This is a genomic window from Streptomyces sp. ADI95-17 (genome assembly GCF_003846175.1).
GTDB lineage: Bacteria > Actinomycetota > Actinomycetes > Streptomycetales > Streptomycetaceae > Streptomyces > Streptomyces sanglieri.
The window spans coordinates 629,242-646,915 of sequence record NZ_ML123047.1 but is presented as its reverse complement, the minus strand read 5'-3'; the positions used below and the strand labels follow the sequence as shown (position 1 = coordinate 646,915).

14 protein-coding genes and 2 pseudogenes are annotated in these 17,674 nt (G+C 68.5%); 5 read left to right on the top strand and 11 right to left on the bottom strand.

What is annotated here, in order from left to right; translation table 11 throughout:
- From EES42_RS21905 to EES42_RS21890, 4 genes are all read right to left on the bottom strand, one after another.
- Positions 1-1,791, bottom strand: coding sequence for a hypothetical protein (locus EES42_RS21905; protein WP_124719931.1), 1,791 nt, complete (start codon positions 1,789-1,791; stop codon positions 1-3).
- A 1,015-nt stretch (positions 1,792-2,806) separates the two neighbouring features.
- Positions 2,807-3,709, bottom strand: a complete 903-nt coding sequence (locus EES42_RS21900; RefSeq protein ID WP_124719930.1) for an LLM class flavin-dependent oxidoreductase — start codon at positions 3,707-3,709, stop codon at positions 2,807-2,809.
- 323 nt (positions 3,710-4,032) lie between these two features.
- Positions 4,033-4,293 (bottom strand): NUDIX hydrolase, encoded by a 261-nt coding sequence (locus EES42_RS46280; protein WP_241196503.1) that lies wholly within the window; start codon positions 4,291-4,293, stop codon positions 4,033-4,035.
- 88 nt (positions 4,294-4,381) lie between these two features.
- Positions 4,382-5,299: an FkbM family methyltransferase gene (locus tag EES42_RS21890; RefSeq protein WP_124719929.1), complete on the bottom strand. Its 918-nt coding sequence runs from the start codon at positions 5,297-5,299 to the stop codon at positions 4,382-4,384.
- 101 nt (positions 5,300-5,400) lie between these two features.
- Between EES42_RS21890 and EES42_RS21885 the strand changes: the two genes are divergently transcribed.
- The gene (locus tag EES42_RS21885; protein WP_206433532.1) at positions 5,401-5,901 is read left to right on the top strand and encodes a P-loop nucleotide/nucleoside kinase family protein; all 501 of its coding nucleotides are present in this window, start codon (positions 5,401-5,403) and stop codon (positions 5,899-5,901) included.
- On the opposite strand, the gene EES42_RS21880 is transcribed toward EES42_RS21885, so the two are convergent.
- From EES42_RS21880 to EES42_RS21865, 4 genes are read right to left on the bottom strand one after another with little or no spacing between them, the layout of a single operon-like run.
- Positions 5,859-6,755 (bottom strand): glycosyltransferase family 2 protein, encoded by an 897-nt coding sequence (locus EES42_RS21880; protein ID WP_124719928.1) that lies wholly within the window; start codon positions 6,753-6,755, stop codon positions 5,859-5,861. The genes EES42_RS21885 and EES42_RS21880 overlap by 43 nt on opposite strands.
- Positions 6,752-7,987, bottom strand: coding sequence for a glycosyltransferase (locus EES42_RS21875; protein ID WP_124719927.1), 1,236 nt, complete (start codon positions 7,985-7,987; stop codon positions 6,752-6,754). Before EES42_RS21875 ends, EES42_RS21880 begins: the two co-directional genes overlap by 4 nt.
- Positions 7,984-8,688 (bottom strand): hypothetical protein, encoded by a 705-nt coding sequence (locus EES42_RS21870; protein ID WP_124719926.1) that lies wholly within the window; start codon positions 8,686-8,688, stop codon positions 7,984-7,986. Before EES42_RS21870 ends, EES42_RS21875 begins: the two co-directional genes overlap by 4 nt.
- A complete protein-coding gene (locus EES42_RS21865; RefSeq protein WP_124719925.1) occupies positions 8,685-9,836 on the bottom strand; it encodes a glycosyltransferase family protein in 1,152 nt (383 codons plus the stop codon). The genes EES42_RS21870 and EES42_RS21865 overlap by 4 nt, the downstream gene beginning before the upstream one ends.
- A gap of 143 nt (positions 9,837-9,979) precedes the next feature.
- Here EES42_RS21865 and EES42_RS45635 point away from each other — a divergent pair, with 143 nt between their 5' ends.
- Together EES42_RS45635 and EES42_RS45630 are read left to right on the top strand one after the other, a co-directional pair.
- The gene (locus tag EES42_RS45635) at positions 9,980-10,951 is read left to right on the top strand and encodes a helix-turn-helix domain-containing protein (RefSeq protein WP_206433531.1); all 972 of its coding nucleotides are present in this window, start codon (positions 9,980-9,982) and stop codon (positions 10,949-10,951) included.
- A 23-nt stretch (positions 10,952-10,974) separates the two neighbouring features.
- Positions 10,975-11,517, top strand: a complete 543-nt coding sequence (locus EES42_RS45630) for a peptide deformylase (protein ID WP_241196502.1) — start codon at positions 10,975-10,977, stop codon at positions 11,515-11,517.
- Positions 11,518-11,552: 35 nt separating this feature from the next.
- Here EES42_RS45630 and EES42_RS21855 read toward each other — a convergent pair.
- Positions 11,553-13,258, bottom strand: a pseudogene (locus tag EES42_RS21855) (mobilization protein).
- Complete coding sequence (locus tag EES42_RS21850; RefSeq protein WP_124719924.1) at positions 13,255-13,815, bottom strand: MobC family plasmid mobilization relaxosome protein; 561 nt, start codon at positions 13,813-13,815, stop codon at positions 13,255-13,257. Before EES42_RS21850 ends, EES42_RS21855 begins: the two are co-directional and overlap by 4 nt.
- Positions 13,816-14,141: 326 nt before the next feature.
- On the opposite strand from EES42_RS21850, the pseudogene EES42_RS21845 reads away from it, so the two are divergent.
- A pseudogene (locus EES42_RS21845) lies at positions 14,142-14,834 on the top strand (LLM class flavin-dependent oxidoreductase); the annotation flags it as partial.
- Between the two features lie 147 nt (positions 14,835-14,981).
- Entirely contained in the window at positions 14,982-15,848 is an 867-nt protein-coding gene (locus tag EES42_RS21840; protein WP_241196501.1) for a Cof-type HAD-IIB family hydrolase, read from the top strand.
- A gap of 76 nt (positions 15,849-15,924) precedes the next feature.
- Here the strand turns inward: EES42_RS21840 and EES42_RS21835 are convergent, their stop codons facing one another.
- The gene (locus EES42_RS21835; protein ID WP_124719922.1) at positions 15,925-17,631 is read right to left on the bottom strand and encodes a sensor histidine kinase; all 1,707 of its coding nucleotides are present in this window, start codon (positions 17,629-17,631) and stop codon (positions 15,925-15,927) included.
- Positions 17,632-17,674: the final 43 nt, after the last annotated feature.

Below are 17,674 nucleotides of genomic sequence, written 5' to 3'. Positions count from 1 at the left end.
TCAGTTCTGTTTGAATTGCCCTCCCCATTGAACGAGGGAAGTCAGTTTCCCCATTCCCTCATACCAGTCCTCGAAAAAATCCTCAGACTGGCGTAGTGCCTTGCTCAGCGTCGTGACAGCATCATTTCGCAACCGGTTTCCCTGATCGCGTACGTGCTTCTTGCGGAGCGGAACGCTCCATATCTCCCAGATCATCCACGTGAACATACCGAACGTGAGTAGGAGATATATCCACCGTGACATGCCGTCGACAAACGGCACTACGAGCACCCCGGTGAGAATGCCGATCACAAGGGCAAGAATCACGCGGGGCCATCTGCGCACCACGGCGTCCGACTGAACCTGGGTCTTTTGCTCGATGTGCGTGGCGAGCTCTTCGACAAGTGGTCCCGGCTCCACCACAATTCGCGGGTCCGTCGCGACGGTGCAGGACCAACCTGCGACCCTCAACGTGATGTGATGAGGAAGGCCCTGTCGGGAGAGTGCGACAAATCGCTGCGCGGCGCTTTCCAGCGCAGGCCAAATGGCATGTAAGGCCATGCGGCGGGCCGGCTGGCCGAGCCGCACTTCGTCCGGCTCGAAAATGGCTTGGTCAAGGAGCGTCATGAGCGAGACTGGGGTGGCGTCAGGCGTGAGTGAAACCTCGTGTGCTCGATCGGCTGCCTTTAGGTCTCCCCCATGCTCGATCACGCGCTCAAGTCGCCGCATCTTTTCGCGCATGTCCGCTTCATCTGGTTCAAGTTGATCGATGAGGCGTTCCAGGGCGCTCTCCACGTGGCGGCCGGTACCGACCGATGCGATCCCTTCGGCTCCGTCCGGGAACATACGTCTGAGATAGGCCAAGGTCTCACCAGACACGGTCGCGAGCTCCCAACCGACCCGGAGCGCTTCCCACTGGTCTCCACATGTCTCGCGTAGATCTGTATACCGTTTCTCGGCGATGCGGCTACGTAGGCTTAACATTCGGGACGTCAGGGAAGTACCATCGTGCGCATTGATCCTTTTGTGCGTGTCGACCGAGTAGCCGGAGCTGTCTGGATTCCACCCGGCCATGGTCTGCTGAGCGTACCCAAGTGCCTTTTCACCCAGCTCCCTGCTCGCAATCGCGTCCAGAACGACAAGGAAGTCTTGCCCTAGTTCGTCTGGGTCGAGCGACTGGAGATAGAGGTCGATCCATGCGCCAGCTTTGGCCTCATCTCCGAGGCGAGAATATGTCAACGAAAGAAAGAGGTTCGCCTTGGCGGCATCCAAGATCAAGGCATGTGACTGAGCACGCTCCGCCTGCTCTTCCTCGTCACGGAAATTGGCCGCGACCGCCAAGGTGGCAGGCGCAAGCCAGTAGGTTGGTTCGAGAAGCAACCGTTCTTCAGAGCAGGCGCGCACAGTGGCTGTGTTCACCATGTTTCTGTACACCGCCTGCGCGGTGAGGGTGTGCACCAGGCCACGAGCCAGGGCACGGGTCTGTTTGCGCTGGGCGAAGTTGGCGTGCCACTCGGTTGTCAGGCGAGACAGTTCGGCCTGAGCCTTGGAAACTTCCCTGTCGCGTCCATATTGCTCGATGAAGGTGTCGAGAGTCTGGCGTGTGTCGGTGACCGCGCTCTCCAGCCCCGCGATCTCTTGCCTCACATTGGTGACCTCGCCGCTGAGCCTCACGACGTCCGCTCGCACGCCACGCAGCCCATCCCGGAATCCGTCCAGCGTCTCCTCGTGACGCCCTTGCCCCTTCTCTACTCCTTCGATTCGTTCGCCGAGTTGGTGCAGTGCCGAATCCGGCTCAAGTCGATCTTCCATGACGTCCCCCGAGGTCATCGCCGCGTGCAGTGACTGACGACCCATTGTCGACGCCGTCGGAGCATGCGGTCGGCAAATGGCTTGTTTTGCACCGTTCTTGAGCTGTTTCGGCCACTGTCGGTGGGGGGTGGCAGTATGTCGTGTCACGTGACCAGCCGATCGGACAGGAGCGCCCCTTGCGTGAGATCGTTTACTTGTCAGAAAGCAAGCTGCGACAGTTCCTGCCTGAGCCGAGACGTGTCCCACGTACTGGTGCTCTCCGCTTGACCACTCCACTTGGCGGCATCGACATGGACGCGCCAGCGGCAGATGTGGAACAGGGGCAGTTGCGGCATCTGCGTGACGTGCACAAGCATGTTGAGCTCGTGGCTGGTTGGTATGCGTCGCCCGACTTGCGACCTGGTCAGTGGGTGCAGTTCGAGGTACCCCTTCGTTGCGTAACGCTCAGCGGAGCTCACCAAGATCTCGTACTGTTTGTGGACTCCGCAGGCGGAAGAGGAACAGACCCTGTTGCTGACGGCCTCTGCCGTTTACTCATGCATGGGTCGGTCCGTCATCTGAGGAGCTGGACCCCGATGTCGGTGGACGGACCCGCGCTGGAGGCGGAGAGCTCAGTCTCTAGCCTGGGGGCTGCATTCGTCACCAGAGTCGGCCAGGTCGTAGATGTGCTCACCAGCCATCGGGATCCGTTGCCAGCAGAGCAGACGTCATCCCGGACGGAGATGCGATTGCATGGCCGCGGTGTGCAGGAGCTGCTCGACGCGCTGGATGATGAGGACGACAACATCGACGTGTCCGCGATGATGACTGGGTACGCCCGTGTCACGGGAATTCTTCCCAGCACCAGTGCCACACCTCGGTGTGTTGTGGCGAGTCCCCTTGTGGTGGAGTACGCGACGTCCGACTCGGAGTGGGCTCCTGCGTGACTCGGCGGCAGCTTGTTTGGCAGACGGCCCAACTACGATCTGAGCCATGTGACTGCTGGATCTTTGGTTCGGCCCCTTCAGTGCGTCCATTAGCTGAGTTGCTTTAGCACCTGGGTGGCGATGCGCTCGAAGACGGCCAGGTCCGCTGCGAAGTCAGAGTCGGGGATGGGCCAGTGGACCACGATTTCGGTGAACCCGAGGTCGCGGTGTCGGCCGGCGAAGTCGACGAAGGCGTCTACGGACTCCAGCGGCCGGTTCCGGTCGGGGGTGAAGCCGTGGAGAAGGATCTTGTCGAGGTCGGCCACGTCCCGGTCGGCCTCGGCGCACGCCTTGCCGAGCCTCTCGATCTGTCCGCGCAGCGCCTCCACAGACTGCTCCGGGGTGCCTGTCTCGTACAGCTTCGGGTCACCCGTCGTCACCCACGCCTGCCCATGTCGCGCGGCGAGCTTCAGGCCGCGTGGGCCGGTCGCCGCCACTGCGAACGGCAGTCGGGGCCGCTGTACGCAGCCGGGGAGGTTGCGGGCTTCCTCGGCCGTGTAGAAGTCGCCCTTCTGTGAGACCGCGCCCTCGGTGAGCAGGCGGTCGAGCAGCGGCACGAACTCGCTGAACCGGTCCGCCCGCTCCTTCGGTGTCCACGCCTCCTGGCCGAGCGCGGTGGCGTCGAAGCCGTTGCCGCCGGCGCCGATGCCTAGGGTGACGCGTCCGCCGGAGATGTCGTCGAGCGAGATCAGTTCCTTGGCGAGCGTCACTGGGTGCCTGAAGTTTGGCGACGTAACCAAGGTGCCCAGGCGCAAGCGGTCCGTAGCCGTGGCGGCGGCGGTGAGGGTGGGCAGGGCGCCGAACCACGGGCCGTCACGGAAGCTGCGCCAGGAGAGATGGTCGTAGGTGTACGCGGCGTGGAAGCCGAGTTCCTCGGCGCGCTGCCACTTGGCGCGGCCTCCCTCGTGCCAGCGGTCGACAGGAAGGATTACGGTGCTCAGACGCAGGTTCATGCCGGTGAGCCTACGTCGAGCGCGTTCCTGGTCGCGGCTCGACGTAGGCGAGTCCCCACTGATCAGGCGCGGTGCCGTGCGGCCGCCCAAAACAGCGAGACGACTCCCTCCGTGATGGTGGCCGGCCATCCGTAGCGGGAGAAGGACGGGCCACCATCCCTGTACGCAGCCAGGGCTTGTGCGGCCGTCGGAAACGCGGGCTCGGGGAGGCGTTCGGCCGCGAGCCACTGGGCTGCGAGATGTTTGTCCGGTTCGGCGTTGGTCAGTTCACCAGTCCATGTGTCGGTGGCGAAGGCGAAGAGCACGAACTACCCAGACCGGTCTCAGCCCTGCTCGACGTGAACAACGTGGACGAGTGAAAGGTCGGCCGGGTCGACGAGAAGGCCCGTCTCTTCCTTGAGTTCGCGGGCGGCGGCTTCGTCGAGGGGTTCGCCGGGTTCGGCCTTGCCGCCGGGAAGGGTCCAGACCGGTTGCGGGGACCAGCTACGGGCCCCATAGAGCAGGGATGCGACCGTGTCGGTGTTCTTGTCGTGGACGATCACGCAGACCACATTGCGACTGTTCATCACGCTGTTGTTGCTCACCGTGTCCGCTCCTTGTCGACGTGCTTCGGATTCATCGGGGGCGTGCGGGCATCCGGGGTGCCAGCTCCCTCTTGGAGCGCGGGCGCCTTCAACGCCCCGACGCGAGGTGGTCCGCATCGGTCCGCGAGAACACCAGGTCGGTCATCTCCTCGGGGACCGTGGTGCATCGAACGGGCGGCTGCGGGTGCCGCATGGTCCTGGGATAGGGGGTCGGGTCGTAGTCATTGGTGAGCGTGTACGCATGGAAGCCGTTCTCGCGCAGGATGTCGATGATCCCGGTGGCGCTCTCGCCCTGCTTCGCCAAGAGCCGAGGGGTGACCTCCACGACAAGTTCCGCGTCGTCCGGCAAGTGCGCGAGCGCCGGTAGCAGTCCGCGGACGGCTGCTGCTTCGGCGCCTTCGATGTCGATCTTGATGATCCGCGTGGTAGCGAACTGGGCGTTACTGATGAGGCTGGCAAGGGGCGCGGTCGGTACATCGAAGGACATGTGGGCGTGGCGGGGCCGTACGGCGGTGGTGTGGCCGAAGTTGGTGGGGTCCGCCAGGTACAGGGTCTGCCTGCCGTGAGTGTCGGAGACTGCCGATCGGATCGACTGGATGTTGGTGCGGCAGTTGGCAGTGATCGCGGCGGTCAGGTCGTCGTGGAACCTCGGGGAGGGTTCTACGGCGATGACGTGGCCGTGGGGGCCGACGGCGTGGGAGGCAAGGAGGCTGAAGGCGCCTCGGTGGGCTCCGACGTCGATGAAGGTGTCTCCGGGGCGGAGCCGGTCACGGAAGAAGGTGCTCAGGTTCGGTTCCCACTCGCCGAACAGGTATTGGTAGCGCTGGATGACGTCGCTGGTGGTGACGCCGATCTTGTCGCCGGACCGCAGCCTGACGGTGGTGTGGACGGGGTGGGTGCGCAGGTGTTCGTCGAGGAAGCGGCCGACGAGCCGGGCCTTGCCCACCGTTCCTGGGGCGTAGCGGACGTAGGCCCGCAGGGCGCGGGCGAGTGCGGAGGCGGACACGGGCGGCTCCTTCGGGTGGTGGTGAGGAGGAAAGGGGCCTTGGGCCGACCGACGGTGGCAGACTGACCAAGGGACGCTGGTGGTGTTGAAGGGAGTTGGCGGTGACCGAGCGCACTCCGGTGGTATTCCTGCTGGTGGGGCTCACCGGCTCTGGGAAGACCACTTATGCCCAGCGGAAGTTGGAGCCGGAGGGCGCTGTGCGGCTGTCGGTGGACGAGGTCGTCCATGAGCGGCACGGTCGGTACGGCGTCGACTACCCGGAGAACACCTACTTCGAGAAGGAGGCTCCGGTCGTCGCCGAGCTGCACGAGCGGCTCGCCGAGCTGGTCGCCGAGGGCCGGGACGTGGTGTGGGACCACGGGCTGTGGCCGCGCAAGGACCGCGACACGATGAAGGATCTGGTGGAGGCGGCCGGCGGCCGGTGGCGGCTGCTGTACTTTCCGGTGGAGCGCGACGAGCTGCTACGCAGGCTGGCGGAGCGTAATGAGCGGGAAGACGCCAACGCGCTGGTCGTGACCCCGGAGGCACTGGACGACTTCTTTGCTCGCTTCGAGGAGCCTCAGGACGAGGGCGAGGAGATCGTGGAGCCGGGCTGGCTCTGAGCCGTGTGCGGGCGCCAGACGGCTGTGATCTTGGCGGCTTCGACGGCCCAGTCTCTCGGCAGCCGATCAAGCGTGACGTGACGGAAGGCCAGACGCGGGTCGGCGACATCGATCCGGCCGTTGTGGCGGTCGATGTGCTGCAACAGGCGGGACGCCTCGCTGCGGACGGCCGGGGTGCGCTCGGCCCACTCGCCGGACGTGAACCGGTCGACCCGTCGGCGCAAGTCGTCCAGGACGCCCGAGCGCCACTTGAAGTGGTGCACGCATGCGAGCGTGTCCGGGTCTGGCTTGTGGCCCGGTGCCCGGTGGTTGCCGGACGCAACGGCTACCGAGGAGTGGGCAAGGACGATCTTTCGGGGGTCGCCCTTGAGGAGCCGGTGGGTGAGGTGCCCGCCGAGCGGGAAGGACCGGTCCAGTCCGGTTTCGGGGCGCCAGAGCGCCAGACGGCCGTCGTTCGTGGCGCGGTCGAGCATCAGCCCGCCGGTCACCTTGTGCTTGGCGGACTCGGCCCGGGCGATCATCTCGGTGAGTGGGGCGGGGTAGGTCTGGAACTCGTCGGAGTCGGCGATCAGGTGCCAGCCGGGGCCCGCCTGCTCGCGCAGGAAGTCGCGGAGCTGGGTGTTGGTGTGCTCGTGCCAGGGTCCGGTGCTGATCCGGGCAGGGACGATGCCGAGGTCGTGGCTGGCCGCGATGAGCTGGTGCCGCCAGGCGTCGTGGATGTGGTCGGGGAAGTGGAAAGCGAGGTGGAACCGCTCGATGCCGAGCCGGCGGTAGTGGGCGGTCCAGGCGGCCAGTAGGGCCGGTTCGACCGGGCCCACCACCGCGACCAGGGCTGGAGAGACGGGCGTCTTCATCGGTATTCCTTGGTCAGGCGGGTGTAGGTGTCGGTGAGGAAGGTGGCCTGGTCGGCCGCCGAGTTCATGTCCAGAGCCCCGCACGCTGACGGGCCCGGGCGGGCGGGAACATCTGCCGTGAGCTGGTCCAGCGCGTTGGCGAGGGCGTCCGGATCACCGGCCGGGAAGAGCCGGGTCCAGGGTTCCCCGGCGAGGCGGGCGGTCAGCTCGGGGTCGTGCGCGGAAACGATCAGAGGGACGCCGAGGCGGACGGCGTCCATGACCAGTCCTGATTCCTTGCCCACGCCGGACTTCCGGGCGACGAGGGCCGCGTCGGCAGCGGCGTACACGAGCCGCAAGACCTGGTCGCCGACCGGGCCGGGCACGGTGTGCAGGTGGACGTTGGGGAGCTGGTGCCAGCGTGTGAAGACGGCGTCGTCCAGTGGGGTGCCGCACACCAGGACGTGAAGCGGGGCGGTGAGGCGGGCGAGGGCCGTATCGACGGTGGGGATGTCCTTGTACAGCCACCAGCCGCCGACCACGCACACTGCCTTCGCGTCTGCGGGGATCGTGAAGGCGCTGCGGGCTCCGCCGCGCTCGGAGTCGGTAAGCGGGCGTCCGTCATCAACCGCGAACGCCCGCACCTCGCCGGGAAGGTGAGGGAAGTGCGGTCCGACCTGGTCACGGACGGCGGCGGTTGGGTACAGCGCGATCACCCGCTTCTCGCCTTTGCGGGCGAGCCGGCTCAGCCACCGGACGGGACGGTCTTCGGTGGTGACCGCCTCGTGGACGAACCGCAGGTGCGGGGCGCCGCCGAGCAGGGCGGCGGCACCGTGCAGGGCCTCGCTCGCGCTGAGGATCACCACTGACGAGGCTCGCGGGGCGAGGCGGCGTGCGGTGCGAAGGCAGGCGGCCTCGGTCAGGCACCGGGCGAAAAGGGTGACCTGGTGCGGGGACCTGCGGACCGTCTGCGGCCAGCTCCGGGAGGCGAAGACCCGCTGACCGGCGCCAGCGACGCGGACTACCGCCCGCGCGACGGCCAGAAGGATCCTCGCTGCCGGTCCGGCCGGACCGGCAGCGACTCGGGCGCCCGACCGAACCAGCGGGGCCAGGTCCTCGCTCAGTCCGCCGGGGGCGATGACGAGGCTGCCCGGCCGTACGGCAGCGAGCGCCGCCAGCGTGCGCTGGTGGTGTCCGCCGCCCCGGTGTGCGTACGGCTCGATCAGCACCAGCGGCCCGGGAGCGGTGTTCATCCGGTGACCGCCTGCTCGCCGTACAGCGTGGTGAAGTGCTGGTGCAGCCAGGGCGGGTCATTGAGAGCCTCGAAGCGCGGAGCATCTCGGGCAGCAGCCTTGGCGAAGCCGAGTCCGTCACGGGCGCCGGCCGCCGCATAGGCGGCGAATTCGCCGTCGCGGCTAGCCGTCCAGGCGGCGATGCGTTCCTGGGCGGAGGCGTCGGTCATGCCGTACTCGCTGCCGCGCGCGAGCATCGCACACTCTCGGAAGCCTGCCTTCCACGCGTGGAACGGGCTCTGATTGAACCGTGTGACCCCGGCGGTCCGGCGGCAGAACTCGACGCGGCCGGGCAGTGCGGCCAGCACGTCGACGGCTTGGCCCATCTCCCTGAGCGCCGAGCGGCGGATCAGTTTGAGGCCGCCGTAGCCGTAGGTCAGGCCGTTGACCGGGTTGACCGCCTGCCAGACCCGCATCGCCACACCGTCGGCCAGAGGCTGGACCGCTGCGGTGGAGAACTCGGGGTCGATGGCGAAGTCACCATCGGCGAGGAAGAACTGCTCGGTGTCTACCAGCTCGGCGGTGAGTCGGTAGGCGCGTCGCATCCCGCGGACTCCGTGCAGGCGCTTGACGGTGCCGCCCAGTACCCGGGTGAGGCGGGTGTGCAGAGAGCCGGCCAGCGGCTCGTCGTACGAGAGCTGCACTGCCTCGAAGCCGGTCACTTGATCGCCTCCAGGTAACGGGCTGCCACCACGGCGGGCGTGAGGTCGGCAGTGGAGGCGTAGGCGCGCTTGGCGTGCACCAGGTAGAACTCGGCGTCGGTGGCGAGGCGCTCGGCGATCTGGACGGCCTGCTCGTCGGTGTCGAACAGCAGCTCGTGGTCGATGTGCTCGGCCAGCCAGCCGGTGCGTGGGCCGATCACCGGTAGGCCCATCGCCTGGCAGTCGATCACCGACATGGACCAGGGGCAGCCCAGGCGGAAGGGGGCGATGCCGAAGTGGGCGCCGGCCAGCAGGTTGCGGTAGCGGATGCGGTCGCCGCGGTCGGAGGCGATGGTGACGCCGTCCGTGGTCGCCAGCTCCTCCAGGTGCTGTTCGGGGCTGGGGTCGAGGCGGATTCGCTCGGGGCTGCGGGTGCCGAACAGGTCCATCACCTGGAGCCGCACCGGGGCATCGGCGACGAGACGCCGGGCGAGCTGGGTGAAGCGGGCGGTGCCGTAGTGCCTGTACAGGCGGTGGTTGTAGATGCCGGTGGCCCTGCCCTGAGGCGGGGTCATATCGGCTGGGTCGCGTACCAGCCGTACGTCCCTGGGGGCGGGGACGACGTACAGCTTGTCACCGAGTTCGACGCCGGTACGGGCGGCTGCGGTGGTCCAGGAGGCGGCGGTGGAGGAGTGGACGAGGACGCGGTCGCAGGCCCCGAGGCCGGCGGCGAAGGCCAACAGCACGCTGCGGCCCAGGCCCCGGTCGTTCATCGCGGGGGCCAGCTCCAGGACGCCGGTGCCGGTAAAGGAGAACGGCAGGTAGTGGCAGTAGCCCGCGATCAGCGCGTCCACCCCTGCTTCCAGGAGCGCGGCCCGGATCGCGGGTGCGGCCTCGATCTGGTTGGCCACCACGACCTCGGGCCGCCGGTCGCGGATCAGGGCGACCAGGGCGTCCATGCCGGGATCGAAGCGGGCCCGGTACTTGGTGGACGGCGAGGTGGTAAGCGCGAAGTGCACGCGGGTGTCGCCGACCGGGACGGGCGAGGCCACGGTCACCTCTGCCCCGGCGTCGGTCAGGGCCGGGGCGAGCATGTCGGCGAAGGTGTAGCCGGAATCGGCGGACAGCTGACTGGAGTTGGAGACGTTGAGCAGATACAGCACGCGCATCGCTGGGGTCCTCCTCGTTGAGGCCCGGGGGTCGACCTGGGCCGGTAGAGGAAGGAAACTGGCGGACGGGACCGTGACAGAATGGTGAATCGAGATCACTCACGGTTCATTCATCTCATCCGATGGCCGGGGCGGGGGCTTTGATGGATGCGCGGAACGATGCCTTGACGGTTGAGCAGACCGCCGAGGCGTTCGCGGCTGAGGTCGCCTACTGGCGTGAGGTACGGGGACTGGCCAAGCGGGAGTTGGCCAGAAGGATGGGCTTCGACCCGTCCTACGTAAGCCACGTCGAGTTGGGTCGGCACAAGCCGACCGAGGACTTCGCCCGTCGTGCGGAGGAGGCTCTGAACGCGGGCAAGGCCATCTGGAAGCGCTGGCTGGAGTACGAGACGGCCAGGGCTCCTGTGGCGCCGGCGGCGGTCGTACCCGCCCCTCGCCGTTCCGAGCAGCCGTATGCGACCGGCTCGGCGATCGTTGTCGAGCACGATGCTGCCCGCCTTGACTACGACGGGTGCCTCCACCGGCTCACGATGCGTCGGTTGTTGCGGAACACCGGCAGTGAGCCCATCACCCGCTATCTGATCCGCATCAGCGTCGACCGTTACCCGGGCGAGCCGGAACAGTCCAACGCCCACTATCGCGAGCATCCGCTGACCTGGGACGAGCTCTCGCTGACCGCGACCTGTCGAGGGGAGGCCATGCGCTGGCAGGCCAAGCACGACCGCGACGCCTTCAAGGAGGTGTGGCTGCTGTTCGAGAACGAGCAGGGCCGCTTCCCTCTCTACCCGGGTGAGTCGGTGTGGATCGAGTACGCCTACTCGGTGGGCGAGGAGAAGTGGGGCCGCTGGTTCCAGCGCGCCGTCCGCCTGCCTACCGAGCATCTGGTGGTTGAACTCGCTTTTCCTGCTGAACTCGACCCCGCTGTGTGGGGCACCGAGACGTCCATGACCGCCGAAGCGGCTCCGCTGCGAACGGCGCCGGTCCAGCGCGAGGAGGGAGGGGTGCGCGTCTTCGCCTGGAGCACTTCCGCACCCGCGCTCCACGCCCGATACCGTTTGGAGTGGCGGTTCCGGGCAAGTCCCGAACATGAAGCGGATAACGGGGAGTTCAGGTGATCCAGATGCGACCCAGTGAACAAATGCGGGACCTCGGCGTCGTGCAGCGCGGGGCCCCCGTTCTTGCTGAGCGGGCGCGCGTCTTCGACCTGCCGACTGAGCGCGAGGCGGCCGAGCAGGCCATTGAGCGGTTGTTCTCCTCGATGGAGCGGATCGGGCAAGTCCACCCCTTCGCCAAAGGCATGGGCATCGCGGCGCCCCAGATCGGCATCGGCCGTGCCGCCGCCGTTGTCCAGCCCCACGCCCCCGAGGCTCCGGCAATTGTCCTGTTGAACCCCCGAATCACCGACCGTTCCAGCGAGGAAGACGAGCAGTACGAGGGCTGCCTGTCGTTCTTCGACGTTCGCGGCATGGTCCCTCGGCCGCTGTGGATCACAGTGGAGACCACCACGCTGGAGGGCCGTCTGGTCTCCACTACCTACGAACGCGGGCTCGCCCGGTTGGTCCACCACGAGATCGACCACCTCGACGGCCTGCTCTACACCGCACAGATGCGGACGGGCGTCGCTCCCATCCCCGTGGAGGAGTACCGCCAGACCGGCCAGGCGTGGGCCTACGAGCAATAGCAGCCAAGCCGGGCCGGACTTGTCCCTTCCAGCTGTCAGCGGCGTTGGCGGCGTTGATCGGTGACGGGCGCAAATGCCTTGGTAGGCGTTTGGGTCTGGTGTGTGCTGCGCGTGGACACGAGGGTCGAGCGGAGGCGGGCGGCTTCGGCTCGGAAGTTGGGTGCGGGGTTGCGGCTGGTGTGCTGGATGCGGGTGATCAGGACACGGGCCGGGCTGTGTGCGGTGCCGAGTTCGCGACGAGCAGCGGCTTCCTTGAGGAGCTGGTGTGGCTTGTGACCGTCTGCTTCGGCATCGGCGAGGACGGCGGCGAGGGCCGACCAGGCGGGGTCGGTGAGGATGTGGTCGGCGTGGTCGGGGACGGCGGCCCGGACGTCATTGGCCAGGGTTCGGCGGGCCAGGTCGCTCGGCTGACGAGCGGCGAGGCTGTCGACGACCGGGACGAGGGCGTGGTCGGCGGCTGTCTGGAGGTGGTGCAGGGCTTGGCGGGCGGCTTCGGCTTGGTGGGCGTGGTTCCTTGTCTCGTGCCAGCGGGCGGCGATGATCGTGGCCCAGACGAGGGCGGCGAGTAGGGCGGCGAAGGTGCTGCCGTCAGGGGCGGTGGCGGTGCGGGCGATGTCGCGGGCCGCGCGGCGCAGGGTGTGGGCGGCCTGGTTCTCGGCTCGGATCTGGGAGCGCTGGGCGCGGGCGAATGTCCTTTTAGCGGTTCGTAGTTCGGCTCGGAAGGGGCAGGGGCTTTCTGGGCGGTGGCCTCGATGAGTTCGCCGCGTGCCGTGATGTGGGCCTGGGCGTGGGTGGCGTCGGTCATGCCCTGGTGGAGGGTGTCGAGGGCGTCGGTTGCCTGGTGCCAGGGGGTGGTGGGGCGCTGTCGGCGTGCGGTGGGGTGTTCCTCGGGTGCAGTGGTTTCCAGGCGGGCCTTGAGCTTGGGGAGGGTGAGGTCGGGGGCGATCTTTCCGCCGGGATGGAAGATCTGTTCGCCGTCCTTGTTGAGGTCGCCGGGGCGGCCGACGGCGTAGCCGAGGAGGTCTCCGGACGGTCCGCGGCGGGGTTTGATCGCGATGCCGTCGGCTTCGAGGTAGGCGAGGAGTTCTTCCGTGTTGCCGGCGTGGGGGATGGCGGCGCGGATGCGGTCCTGGAGCCAGTCGCGGCTGGTCTGGTCCCAGCCGAGGCGTTCGGCCTTGTGCATCTCTGCCTGCGTGGGGCGCTTTCCGGCGGTGCGGTCGCCCTTCTTCAGTTGGCGCAGGCCGTAGTCGGTCTCGATCTGGCGGCAGGCGTCGCCGACGCGGATGCCGCTGCCGTGGAGCTTGGGGCGGCGGCCGTCTTCGCGGACGGTGGTGGCGAGGATGTGGATGTGGTCGTCCGCGTGGCGTACGGCGATCCACCGGCAGCCGAGGTCGTCGCCGGGAGGGGCGATGTCGGCGGCTTCGACGATGCGCTGGGCGATGTCGGCCCACTCGGCATCGGAGAGGTGCCGGTCTTCGGGTGCTGCGCGGACGGGGCAGTGCCAGACGTGGTCGGTGATCTTCTTCCCGAACTCGCTATTCCGGAGATGCACCGGCTCGTCCAGGTGGTGGGCGAGCTGGGTGAGCGTGGCGTCCGGGTTCCGGCCGGGGTCGGGCATGCCGAGCATCGCGAAGCCCGCGACGATGTGCGGGTCGAGGTGTTCGTCGTGGCGGCCGGGTCCGTAGAGGTAGGCGAGCAGGCCACGGGTGTTGGCTCCGGCCGGTTTGATGGCGGCTATCACGCGGCCTGCTCCTTCTCGGTGTCGGTCGGTTCGCGCAGGGCCTCGGCGATCAGGTTCAGCAGGTGGTGCAGCTCGTCGAGGCGGTCACGTACGTCGGGCGGGGTGAGGTCGCTGTTGAGGGCGCGGGCGATCTGATTGACGTTGACACCGATGCGGTTGAGTTCGCGCAGCACCTGGGCGCGGAACATGTGGGTGCGGCGGCGGTCCTCGGACAGCGGCAGGTTGGCGGTGAACCGGCCGGTGATGAAGGCGAGAGCGATGTCCGCGGTGAAGCCGGATTCCCCCTTATAGCCGTGCTCGGCTGCGGCCTCCTGGAGCGCGGCGTGCTCGTCGCCGGTGAAGCGCAACGGTCCGACACGGACGGTCCGCTTGGTGCCGGTGAAGCGGCGAATCGTCGGCTGCACGCTCTGCGGTGCTCGTTCGCCGGCCGCCGGTTCGGTGGCATGTGCGGGGCGAAGGATCTGCTGCTGGACGGCGTGGAGCTCGTCCTGGTCGGGGCTGCCCTCGGTCCCGACCTCCCGGCCAGGCGCCCCTTGGCGCTGGGCCGTCTCCGCCACCCCCGGGGCGGAGATCCCCGAGGACCGGCCTTGAGTCGGACTCGGGGTACTACTGGCTCCGCCCGGGGCAGCCCGTCCGAACGCCTGCCGCAAACGGTCCAAGATCCTGGACGACTTCGCCGGCGACGGACGTGTGCCGGGGGGTGCTGATGGGGTGGCGGTCGTGCATCACGATCGGTTTCTCCGTGAGGGGGGTGAGGAGCTAGCCGGGGCGCGGGCTGTGGGCCTTTGGGACGGGTCTTGAGGTTCCGGTCGGCCACGAGGATCGTCAGCTGCCGGTCGGGATGGATCCGGCCTCGGTGTCGAACTCGGGCCGAAGGATGTTCATCACTTCCCCCAACTTCCGGCACCCCGTCACGCTCGCCAAGGACCTCATCACGCTCGACGACGTCTCCGACGGGCGTCTCACCCTCGGCATCGGCGCCGGCGGCAACGGCTTCGACGCCACGACACTGCGCCGGAGCGACGAGCAGCCGTGGACGCCGCGCGAACGGGCCGACCACTTCGACGAGTTCGTACCGCTGCTCGACCAGCTGCTGCGTGAGCCCTCGGTGACGTACGAGGGCACGTTCTACGCGGCGAACGAGGCCCGGAACATTCCCGGCTGTGTGCAGCGGCCCCGGCTGCCGTTCGCGGTGGCCGCCACCGGCCCGCGCGGAATGAAGCTCGCCGCCCGGTACGGACAGGCCTGGGTCACCACGGGCGACCCGAAGCTTTACGAGACGGGCACCCCCGAACAATCCGTGGAGGCCATCCGCGGGCAGCTCACCAGGCTGGGCACCGCCTGCGAGTCCACCGGCCGGGACGCCGCCGAGCTGGACAAGATCCTTCTCACCGGTTTCACCCCGGACCGCCCGCTCCAGTCGCTCGATGCCTTCGTGGACTTCGCGGGCACCCACTTCGCGCTCGGTTTCACCGAGATCGTCATCCACAACCCGATCCCCGACTCCGACTTCGCGGCGGACGAGAAGGTCTTCGAGCGCATCGCCACCGAGGGCCTGGCCCAGCTCGGTCACTGACCCGGCCGCCGCCGGAGCCGGCCCGCCGGAACCGGTCCACAGAACCGCTGGCATATGCACCAGGCATGTTCACCTGGTCAGGGGCGCGCATCCTCAGATGTGCGCCCCTCCGCACGCCCGTGCACCCTCGTACGTGAGAATGGACGGGTGACCTCAGCTACCGACTCGCCCTCGCCTGCCGCAATCCGGCTGATCGCCACCGACCTGGACGGCACCCTGCTCCGCGACGACAAGACGGTCTCCGACCGCACCGTCGCCGCGCTGGCCGCTGCCGAGGAGGCCGGTATCGAGGTCTTCTTCGTCACCGGACGCCCGGCCCGCTGGATGGATGTCGTCAGCGACCACGTGCACGGCCACGGCCTGGCGATCTGCGCCAACGGCGCGGCGGTCGCCGATCTGCACGCCGGCGGCGAGCTGGTCAAGGTCCGGCCGCTGGAGCGCGCCATCGCTCTCGATGTCGTCCGCTCGATGCGCGCCGCCGCGCCCGGCACCACCTTCGCCGTCGAGCTGGCCACCGGAATCCACTACGAGCCGGACTATCCGCCGTTCCACCTGGACCCGGGCGCCACGGTCGCCGTCGCCGAGAAACTGCTGCACGAGGAGACGCCCGGCACCGGTGTCCCCGTGCTGAAGCTCCTCGCCCACCACGCCACGCTGGCCCCGGACGACTTCCTCGCCCTGGCCCGTACGACGGCCGGCGACCGTGCCTCCTTCACCCGGTCCAGCCCGACGGCCCTGCTGGAGGTCAGCGGCCCGGGGGTCTCCAAGGCCAGCACGCTGGAGCTCTGCTGTGCCGAGCGCGGCATCTCGCCCGCCGAGGTCGTCGCTTTCGGGGACATGCCCAACGACGTGGAGATGCTGAGCTGGGCGGGCACCTCGTACGCGATGGGCAACGCCCACCCCGCCGCGCTCGCCGCCGCCACCGGCCGGACCGTCACCAACGGCGAGGACGGCGTCGCGGTCGTCATCGAGCGGATCATCGCCGAGCGCAGGGCAGCCGACACCGGGCGCTGAGCCCGGACAGCCGACACCGCATGCGTGAGCAGGCGTCTCGGACAGGTGTCTCGGAGGGACGTCTCAGAGGAACGCCTCAGAGGGGCGCCTCCCACACCACCGTCGTGCCACCTCCGTCCTCCCCGATCCCTGGTCCGAACCAGCTCGCGCCGCCGAGCGACTCCGCCCGGCGCGCCAGGTTCCGCAGTCCGCTGCGCCGGCCGCCCGCGGAGATGCCCACCCCGTCGTCGGCGACCGACAGCCGTACCGCGTCCCTCCCGTCGGGCAGCGTGGCGGTCGCGTCGACGACCACGTCGATCAGCGACGCCTCGGCATGCCGGAAGGCATTGGACAGTGCCTCCCGCAATGCCGCGATCAGGTTCTTGCCGGTGAGCTCGCCGACCAGCGCGTCGACCGGGCCGAGGAAGCGGTGCGAGGGCTTGAAACCCAACGGGACCGCCGCCATGTTGATCTCGCGCAGGACCCGGGTGCGCAGCCCGGACGGCGCCTCGGCGGGTTCCTGCTGGAGCGCGAAGATCGCGGTACGGATCTCCTGGATGGTCACGTCCAGTTCGTCGACCGCCCGGCCGATGCCGGTCTGCACCTCGGGCACCACCGACCGGCGCTGGGCGCTCTCCAGCATCATCCCGGTGGCGAACAGCCGCTGGATGACCAGATCGTGCAGATCACGGGCGATCCGGTCCCGGTCCTCGTAGACCGCCAGCCGCTCCCGGTCCCGCTGTGCCTCGGCCATCATCAGCGCGAGCGCCGCCTGCGAGGCGAACTGGGTGGCGAGGGTCCGCTCGGTCTCCGTGAACGGCCGGCCGCCGCGAGCGCGGGGAGTCGCGAGCGCGCCGAGCACCCGCCCGCCGCTGTGCAGGGGCAGCAGCATGCTCGGGCCGTACCGAGAGGCCAGCCTGGTGACCATGCGGGCGTCGGTGGCCGAATCGTCCACGAAGACCGCCTCGCCGCCCAGCAGTTTCGCCGCCACCGGGCTCTCGGGCCCGATGATCACCCCGAGCGAGGAGGTGGGGTCGTCGGCGGAGACGGCGACGATCTCCAGCCCGCCGTCCTCGGTGGGCAGCAGCACGATCCCGGCGGCGGAGTCGGCGAGGCGACGTGCCTGTTCGGCGACGACGGAGAGCGCGTCGTCGGCGTCCCCGCCGGAGAGCAGCGCGGTGGTCACGGCCACCGAGCCGTCGATCCACCGCTCGCGCTGGCGTGCCGCTTCGTACAGCCGGGCGTTGCCGATGGCGATCCCGGCCTCGGTGGCGAGCACCCGCACCATGTGCAGGTCGTAGTCGTTGAACTCGCCGTCGTCGTCCTTCTCGGCCAGATAGAGGTTCCCGAAGATCTCCCCCTGCACCCGGATCGGTACGCCCAGGAAGGTCCGCATCGGGGGATGGCCGGGCGGGAAGCCGGCGAACCTCGGATCCGCCGTCAGATCGGCGAGCCGCACCGGCGCGGGGTCGTGGATCAGCGCGCCCAGCAGCCCCCGGTGCCCGTCGGGGCGGCGACCGATCTCGTCCGCCACCTCGTCCGGCACCCCGTAGGTCACGAAGTCGGAGAGCCCCTCGCCCTCCTCGTCGACGACGCCGATGGCGGCATAGCGGGAGTGGGCGAGTTCGGCGGCCGTCTCGCAGATCCGGTCGAGGGTGGAGTGCAGCTCCAGGCCCGCGCCGACGGAGCGCATGGCCTCCAGCAGCTGCGGGATGCGGGCGGTGATTTCGGTGGACAGGCCCTGCAGGCTGCGGGTCGCCTGGGTAGCCGCTTCGAGTGAGTCCTTCGGGTCCTGCTCCGGCATACCCCGAGAGTAGTTAGTCCCGATTGGGGAGGAAAGTCGACTG